The organism is Streptomyces sp. NPDC060184 (genome assembly GCF_042728795.1).
Taxonomy (GTDB): Bacteria; Actinomycetota; Actinomycetes; order Streptomycetales; family Streptomycetaceae; genus Streptomyces.
The window spans coordinates 1-8,065 of sequence record NZ_JBHWYX010000059.1; the positions used below are offsets into that span (position 1 = coordinate 1).

Sequence of the window (8,065 nt, forward strand, 5' to 3'; positions counted from 1 at the left end):
GGCGTCTCCGGGGGTCGCGCGGCCGCCCCGCCGGGGCGGGGCGGTCCCCCCCCCCCGCGGGGGGGGGGGCCCGAGACCGGAGCTGTCCGCCCGCTGCCGCGCTCAGCCCCGCCGTACGTCCCCGAGCCGGGCGCGGACACGCCGCAGGGCCGGTGCGCACACGCACCGGCCCTGCGGTCACAGGCCGGAGTGTGCCGGCCGCACGGTCAGTTCAGGTCGAACCGGTCGAGGTTCATGACCTTGGTCCAGGCGGCGACGAAGTCCGTCACGAACTTCTGCCGCGCGTCGTCGCTCGCGTAGACCTCGGCGAGGGCACGGAGCTCGGAGTTCGAGCCGAAGACCAGGTCGGCGCGGGTGCCGGTCCACTTGACCTGGCCGCTCGCGTCGCGCGCCTCGAACTCGTCCTGCGCCGACGACGTCGACTTCCAGGTGATGCCCAGGTCGAGCAGGTTCACGAAGAAGTCGTTGGTCAGCGTGCCCGGGCGGTCGGTGAGGACACCGTGCTTCGAACCGCCGCTGTTGGCGCCCAGCACGCGCAGACCGCCGACCAGGACGGTGGTCTCCGGGGCGCTCAGCGTCAGCAGGTTGGCCCGGTCGAGGAGCAGGTACTCCGCAGGCAGGCGGCTGCCCTTCCCCGCGTAGTTGCGGAAGCCGTCGTGCGCCGGCTCCAGAGCGGCGAACGACTCGACGTCCGTCTGGTCCTGCGCGGCGTCGACCCGGCCCGCGGCGAACGGCACCTCCACATCGACACCGGCGTCCTTGGCCGCCTGCTCGACGGCGGCACCGCCCGCGAGGACGATCAGATCGGCCAGCGAGACCTGCCTGCCGCCCTTGGCGTTGAAGGACGCCTGTACTCCTTCCAGGACGCGCAGGACCTGGGCCAGATCGTCCGGGTCGTTCGCCTCCCAGCCGCGCTGCGGCTCCAGACGGATCCGGGCGCCGTTGGCACCGCCGCGCTTGTCGCTGCCGCGGTAGGACGCGGCCGAGGCCCAGGCGGCCGAGACCAGCTGCGCCACCGTCAGGTCCGAGGCGAGCACCTGCTCCTTGAGCGCGGCGATGTCCGCGGCGTCCAGCAGCTCACCGGTGCGCGCGGGCAGCGGGTCCTGCCAGAGCAGCACCTCGGAGGGAACCTCGGGGCCCAGGTAGCGCTGGATCGGACCCATGTCACGGTGCGTCAGCTTGTACCAGGCGCGCGCGAAGGCGTCCGCGAACTCCTCCGGGTTCTCGTAGAAACGGCGCGAGATCTGCTCGTAGGCCGGGTCCAGGCGCAGCGACAGGTCGGTGGTGAGCATCTGCGGCTTGTGCTTCTTCGACGCGTCGTGCGCGTGCGGGATGGTCGCCTCGGCGTCCTTGGCGACCCACTGGTGCGCGCCTGCCGGGGACTTGGTCAGCTCGTACTCGTAGGCGAAGAGGTTGTGGAAGAACTCGTTGCCCCACTGGGTCGGGGTGCTGGTCCAGGTCACCTCCAGCCCACTGGTGATGGCGTCCCCGCCCTTGCCCGTCCGGTAGGTGCTGCGCCAGCCGAGGCCCTGCTCCTCCAGCGGGGCGCCCTCGGGGTCCGCGCCGACGTTCTCGGCCGGGCCCGCACCGTGCGTCTTGCCGAAGGTGTGGCCACCGGCGATGAGGGCGACGGTCTCCTCGTCGTTCATCGCCATCCGGCGGAAGGTCTCGCGGATGTCGCGGGCAGCCGCGATCGGGTCCGGGTTGCCGTTGGGGCCCTCGGGGTTGACGTAGATCAGGCCCATCTGCACCGCGCCGAGCGGGTTCTCCAGCTCACGGTCGCCGGTGTAGCGCTCGTCGTCGAGCCAGGTGGTCTCCGGGCCCCAGTAGACGTCCTCCTCCGACTCCCAGACGTCCTCGCGGCCACCGGCGAAGCCGAAGGTCTTGAAGCCCATGGTCTCCAGGGCGACGTTGCCGGTGAGGATCAGCAGGTCGGCCCAGGACAGCGCCTGGCCGTACTTCTTCTTGACCGGCCACAGCAGACGGCGGGCCTTGTCCAGGTTGCCGTTGTCCGGCCAGCTGTTCAGCGGGGCGAAGCGCTGCTGACCGGCGCCCGCGCCACCGCGGCCGTCGCTGATGCGGTACGTGCCCGCGCTGTGCCAGGCCATCCGGATCATCAGCGGTCCGTAGTGGCCGAAGTCGGCCGGCCACCAGTCCTGCGAGTCGGTGAGCACCTCGGCGATGTCCCGCTTCACGGCGGGCAGGTCGAGCGCCTGGAACGCGGTCGCGTAGTCGAAGTCCGCGCCGAGCGGGTTCGCCACGGCGGGGTTCTTGGCCAGGATCTTCAGGTTGAGGCGGTCCGGCCACCACTGACGGTTGCCGCCGCCCTGGGTGGGGTGCGGCGCGCGGCCGTGGGCCACCGGGCAGCCGCTCGCCTGTGCCTCGGGCACCTCGGGGATGGCCGTCTCGGGCGAGTCCGGGGTGACGGGATCGAAGACATGCGACTCGTGATTCTCGGTCATGGCAATCCTTCCGGACCCGGCGGGTCATGGGGGCGCTGAACGGGGGAGGAGGATTCGGGCCGTGCAGAAGGGGAACGTTGTGTGCCGGGGTCTCGCCGCGGGCCGCCCGGACGCCTCACGGACCACGCCGGAGCCGACGCTCCCGGGCGGTGCGACGAGGACGGCGCCCGGCCGGCGCTGCGCGCTCGACCGGCGGAGGTGTCCAGCCACGTGTCTCTGCTGCCGTACCGGAGTCTTCCTGTCTCTTGGATGTCGCCGTGATCGATCCTACGATGGACTTCGTCCAAGTCAAGAAGTGCGCTAAAAGCACAACGGCCGGGGCGTGGCGGTGTCGGATCCTTCCGGAGCCCGCGCGTCCCCCGCGAAGCGGAGCAGGTGAAACGAGATGAGCGACCTCCTCCAACGGCTGCGGGACCGTGGCTGGCGGCTGACCTCGCAGCGGCGCGTCGTCGCAGAGGTTCTCGACGGCGACCACGTGCACCTGACGGCGGACGAGGTGCATCTGCGGGCGGCCACGCGGCTGCCCGAGATCTCCCGCGCGACCGTCTACAACACGCTGGGCGAACTCGTCGCGCTCGGCGAGGTGTTGGAGGTCTCCACGGTGGGCCGGGCCAAGCGCTACGACCCGAACGCGCGCCGCCCCCATCAGCACCTGGTGTGCTCCGGCTGCGGCACGGTCCGCGACGTCCACCCCGTCGGCGATGCCCTCGGCGACCTGCCCGAGGCCGAGCGGTTCGGGTTCGCCGTCGGGTCGGTGGAGATCACCTACCGCGGCCTGTGCCCGGACTGCGCCTGACCGCGACAGAACCGGCCGTGGCGCCACGGCCGCGGCGCCACGGCCGTGGCGGAACAGGGCCCTGACAGGACAGAACCGTGGTGGAACAGGGCCCTGACGGGACAGGGCGGTGGCGGAACTGGGCGCTGACGGAACAGGACCGTGACGGAACCGACCGCGTTCCGACGCCCGGGAGCCGAAGGCGTGGAGGCGTCGGCGGCGCCGCCACGGTCGTCCCCTACTGCGGCGAGCGGAGCACGAGCAGGGTGATCTCGCTCGGCGCGAAGACGCGGAAGGGCGGGCCCCAGAAGCCGGTGCCGCGGCTGGTGTAGAGGAGGGTGCGGGCGCCGTGGCGGCTGAGCCCGGCGCGAGCCGGCTGGTCGAGACGGACCAGGTAGTGGAACGGCCAGATCTGACCACCGTGGGTGTGGCCGGAGAGCTGGAGGTCGACGCCGTGGGCCGCCGCCCGGTCGATGAACTTGGGCTGGTGGGCGAGGAGGAGGACGGGGAGGCCGGGGTCGGCGCCGTCGAGGGCTCCGGCGAGGTGGGCGCGGTGGCCCGCCAGTCCGGAGGACTCGGCGGTGACGTCGTCGACGCCCGCGACCACCAGGGTGTCGCCGCCGCGTTCGAGCAGCACATGGCGGTTGCGCAGCGGCTCCCAGCCCAGCTCGTCCATCAGGTCGACCCAGCCCTGGGCCTCGCTGTAGTACTCGTGGTTGCCGGTGACGTAGACGCGGCCCAGAGCCGCCCGTACGGTGCCCAGCGGGGCGGCCTGGGCGCGACGGCGTTCGGCCGTGCCGTCCGCGATGTCGCCGGTGTGGCAGACCAAGTCGGCGTCCAGGGAGTTCACCGTCTCGCAGACCCGCGCCGACCAGCGGGCGCGGTCGAGGGGCCCGTAGTGGGTGTCGGTGATCAGGGCGACTCGGATTCCGTCCAGCCCCGCCCCCAGCCTCGGGAGTCGTACGTCGAGCCGGCGCACGCGCGGCAGGCGCCGGGCCTCCACGTACCCCCAGACGAGCAGGACGGCCGTCGTGCCGAGGACGGCCCAGGTGACGATGCGCGCCCGGTCCTGCCCGCCGCCGACCCCGCCCAGGGCCAGTGCGAGCCTGAGCAGGACCCCGAGCAGGACGGACCAGGTGAACAGGACCCAGACGGCGCCCAGCAGCGAGTCGCCGACGATCGCCGCCCCGTCCTGCTGGCGCCGGCCGTGGCCGCGCACCATCGCGAGCGGCATGGTGACCAGGCCGAGGGCGCACAGCACGGTGCCGGTCACCGTGACGGAAAACGGCCAGTGCTGACCGGTGTACAGCAGGACCCAGCACGGCACGGCCCACAGCAGGACCGGGGCGGTCAGGGGGACGAAGCGCATCAGGCGCTGCAGTCGGCTCCGTGGCGGCTCTTGTGCCGCACCGGCGGCGGACCGGGTGTCGCTCGTCTCGGTCATGGTTCCCCTCCTGAGGTTCTGTCCGGCGGATCGTGAGGCCCTGTCCGGCTGGAGGCGCCTCAGGGCGACCGGTTCGTGATCGGTCGACGAGCTCATGGGTGGCGTGAGCTCACGGAACGGACGGCGGACGGACCGGCCTCCGCGGCCGGCCCGCAGCCCGGGAACGGGACCCGCTCAGCGGTCCGCCTCCTCGTCACGCCAGTGCTGGGGCTTGTTCAGCTCGTCGCAGCAGCGGACCCTGCCCCGGCCGACCCCGAACCCCCGGTCGCTGACCGGCTGGACCATCCAGCAGTCGGCGACCTCGTCCGGAAGGGGATACGGGGCTGGATAGCCCTGCGCGCCGGCGTCGGGGCGGAAGCCGTGCTTCGGGTAGTACTCCTTGTGGCCGAGGACGAAGACCAGGTGCGAACCCCGCTCCTTCAGCCTCCGGACACCCGCGTCGATCAACTGCCCGCCCGCACCTCGGCGCTGGTACTCCGGCGTGACGGCCAACGGCGCCAGGACATGGATCATCGGCTGGTCGTCGAGTCCGTCGAGACGGGCGCGCGTGAACAGGATGTGCCCGACCGGCACTTCCCCGTCGAAGGCCAGAAGGGACACGACCGGGGAGGCGGTCGGGTCGTCCAGGAGGTCTGCCACCAGCCTGGCCTCCTTGTCGTAGCCGAAGGAGCGGGTCTCCACGTCCATGATGGTCGCGAGATCCCCGGACGTGGTCTCACGGATCTGGAAAACGGGTGCCGTCATGCCCACAGTCAACCAGCACCCCCTGCCGGCTCCGGCGCGGCCCCGCCCCGCACCGGCGGGCCGCGGCACCGAGCGCGGTGGCGTCGCACCTCGCCCGCGTCCCTCCCCGCCCCTGCCCGGTCCCCGACCCGATCGGAGGGCACTTCTTCACCCGCACCGTCCAGTACCTGGCCCTGATGTCGACCTCGTCGGCTCTTCCCCGTGACGCGCCCCGTGACGCGCCGTGGTGCTTTTCGGGGCGCCGCCGGACCTCAGGTCCGCGCAGCGTGCGGAGACGGCGGCGGGAAGACGTGCACGAACTCTTCTTCGGGCTTCCGGCAGGGCGGGCTGCTCCATGCTGCCTGGATTCGGTGCGTCTCCAAACCTGCTGTGCATGGGCGCAGTTGACGGAGTGTGCGTGGCTGTGCGCGCGCTCCCGCCCGGCGGAGCGCCGGGGGCGGGAACGTATACCGCTCCGGAGGGAACCGGCCAAGGCGGCGGGGGCGGCGAGCGGAATCGGATGCTTCCCGCGGCTTCGCCCGATTGGTGCGCGAGACTCAAATCGCCCTCCCTGCACGTGCATTGACGCTCCACATCCGCGGTGATTCACTTCGTGGCTGAGAGAGCGCTCTCAGAGATCAGGGGCCGGCAGGAGGCCCCACTCATTCACGCCATTTCACCCCATGCAGGGAGAGCCGTGTCCATGATTCCCTCTCGCCGTAGTGTGCTGCGCGGGGCAGCCGCTGCCTCGGTGCCGCTGATCGGCGGAGTCTGTTCGGGACCGGCGTTCGCGTCGGGCGCCGCATCCGGCAAGCACGGAACCGGCCATGGTTCCGGCAAGCACGGAACCGGCCACGCCTCCTCCGCGCTCGGCCCGAACGTCCTGGTCTTCGACCCGTCCATGGGCGACGCCTCGATCCAGGCCCAGGTCGACGCCGTGTTCGCCGTCCAGGAGTCCAACCAGTTCGGCGACGAGCGCTTCGCCCTCGCCTTCAAGCCGGGCACCTACGACGTCGACATCAACGTCGGCTTCTACACGCACGTGCTGGGCCTCGGCGCGAGCCCCTCGGACGTGGTGATCAACGGTCATGTCACCGTCGACGCGCAGTGGTTCGACGGGAACGGCACCCAGAACTTCTGGCGCGCCGCCGAGAACCTCACCATCGTGCCGCCGGACGGACTGGAGCGCTGGGCGGTCTCCCAGGCCGCCCCGATGCGCCGCGTCCACATCAAGGGCAACATGACCCTGATGCCGAGCCCGCCCGGCAACCAGTGGTCCAGCGGCGGCTTCCTCGCCGACAGCAAGGTGGACGGACAGGTCGACTCCGGCTCCCAGCAGCAGTGGCTGTCGCGCAACGACACCTTCGGCAGCTGGACCGGCTCCAACTGGAACATGGTGTTCGTCGGCACCGAGGGCGCCCCCGCGCAGTCCTTCCCGGCTCCTCCGATGACCACCGTCGACCGCACCCCCGTGGTCCGCGAGAAGCCCTTCCTCACCGTGGACCGCCACGGCTCCTATCAGGTCTTCGTGCCCGCGCTGCGCACCAACAGCTCCGGCACGACCTGGGAGCACGGCCAGGCCCGGGGGCGGAACATCCCGCTGTCGCAGTTCCACGTGGCCCGGCCGGGCGACTCGGCCGCCGAGATCAACCAGGCCCTCGCCCACGGCAAGAACCTCCTCTTCACCCCGGGCATCTACGACCTCTCCGCCCCGCTGCGCGTGAACCGCGCCGGAACCGTGGTCCTCGGCCTCGGCCTGGCCACCCTGCGCTCCACCCGCGGCAACACCCTGATCGAGGTCGCCGACGTCGACGGTGTCACCCTCGCCGGGCTGCTGTTCGAGGCGGCCTCCAAGCACACCCCGGTGCTGCTGCGCGTCGGCCAGGGCCGGAGCCGGAAGCGCCACAGCGCCGACCCGACGGTGCTCTTCGACACCGTCGCCCGGATCGGCGGCGCGGTGGCCGGCGGCGCGGGGATCAGCGTCCAGATCGACAGCAACGACGTGATCTGCGACCACCTCTGGCTCTGGCGCGCCGACCACGGTCTCGACGGAACCGTCGGCTGGACGGTCAACCCCGCCGACACCGGCATCGTGGTGAACGGCGACCACGTCACCACGTACGGGCTCTTCGTCGAGCACTACCAGAAGTACGAGGTGCTGTGGCAGGGCGAGCACGGCCGCACCTACTTCTTCCAGAACGAGCACCCCTACGACGTGCCCACCCAGTCGGCATGGCGGCACGGCTCCACCCTCGGCTACGCCGCGTACAAGGTCGGCGACGACGTGCGCGAGCACCACGCCTGGGGCCTGGGCAGCTACTGCTTCTTCAACCTCGGCGCGAACATCTACACGGACGCCGCCTACGAGGTCCCGAACACCCCCGGCGTCGTCTTCACCGACCTGATGACGGTCTGCCTCAACGACGCGGCGGGCGGTGGCATCCTGCACTGCATCGACAAGGCCGGCGACCCGGTCCAGAACGGCTTCGGGACGTACTTCATGAAGTCGTACTCCAACGGGGTCGCGAACGTCTGACGCCGGTACGCTCACGGCGGCGGGGCCCCGGCGGGGGCCGCGCCGCCGTACGCGGGCGAGCCGGGTGGCGCGGCGGGGGGTCGGGCCCCCCCCCCCCGCCGGGGGGGGGGGATACACAAAAACGA

5 protein-coding genes are annotated in these 8,065 nt (G+C 71.7%); 2 read left to right on the forward strand and 3 right to left on the reverse strand.

The features are described from left to right. Nucleotides 1-206: 206 nt before the first annotated feature. Nucleotides 207-2,462 (reverse strand): catalase/peroxidase HPI, encoded by a 2,256-nt coding sequence (gene katG / locus ACFWEE_RS29120; protein ID WP_386893568.1) that lies wholly within the window; start codon nt 2,460-2,462, stop codon nt 207-209. A gap of 385 nt (nt 2,463-2,847) precedes the next feature. On the opposite strand from katG, the gene ACFWEE_RS29125 reads away from it, so the two are divergent. Further along, nucleotides 2,848-3,258, forward strand: a complete 411-nt coding sequence (locus ACFWEE_RS29125) for a Fur family transcriptional regulator (protein ID WP_386893570.1) — start codon at nt 2,848-2,850, stop codon at nt 3,256-3,258. A 217-nt stretch (nt 3,259-3,475) separates the two neighbouring features. Here ACFWEE_RS29125 and ACFWEE_RS29130 read toward each other — a convergent pair whose 3' ends face one another. Both ACFWEE_RS29130 and ACFWEE_RS29135 read right to left on the reverse strand, forming a co-directional pair. Continuing rightward, nucleotides 3,476-4,681: a metallophosphoesterase gene (locus tag ACFWEE_RS29130; RefSeq protein WP_386893572.1), complete on the reverse strand. Its 1,206-nt coding sequence runs from the start codon at nt 4,679-4,681 to the stop codon at nt 3,476-3,478. A 174-nt stretch (nt 4,682-4,855) separates the two neighbouring features. Then, nucleotides 4,856-5,425, reverse strand: a complete 570-nt coding sequence (locus ACFWEE_RS29135; protein ID WP_386893574.1) for a GNAT family N-acetyltransferase — start codon at nt 5,423-5,425, stop codon at nt 4,856-4,858. 682 nt (nt 5,426-6,107) lie between these two features. Between ACFWEE_RS29135 and ACFWEE_RS29140 the strand changes: the two genes are divergently transcribed. After that, nucleotides 6,108-7,940 carry an adenylyl cyclase gene (locus ACFWEE_RS29140; protein WP_386893576.1) on the forward strand — a complete coding sequence of 611 codons (1,833 nt, stop codon included), beginning with the start codon at nt 6,108-6,110 and terminating at the stop codon, nt 7,938-7,940. The last annotated feature ends 125 nt before the right edge of the window (nt 7,941-8,065 follow it).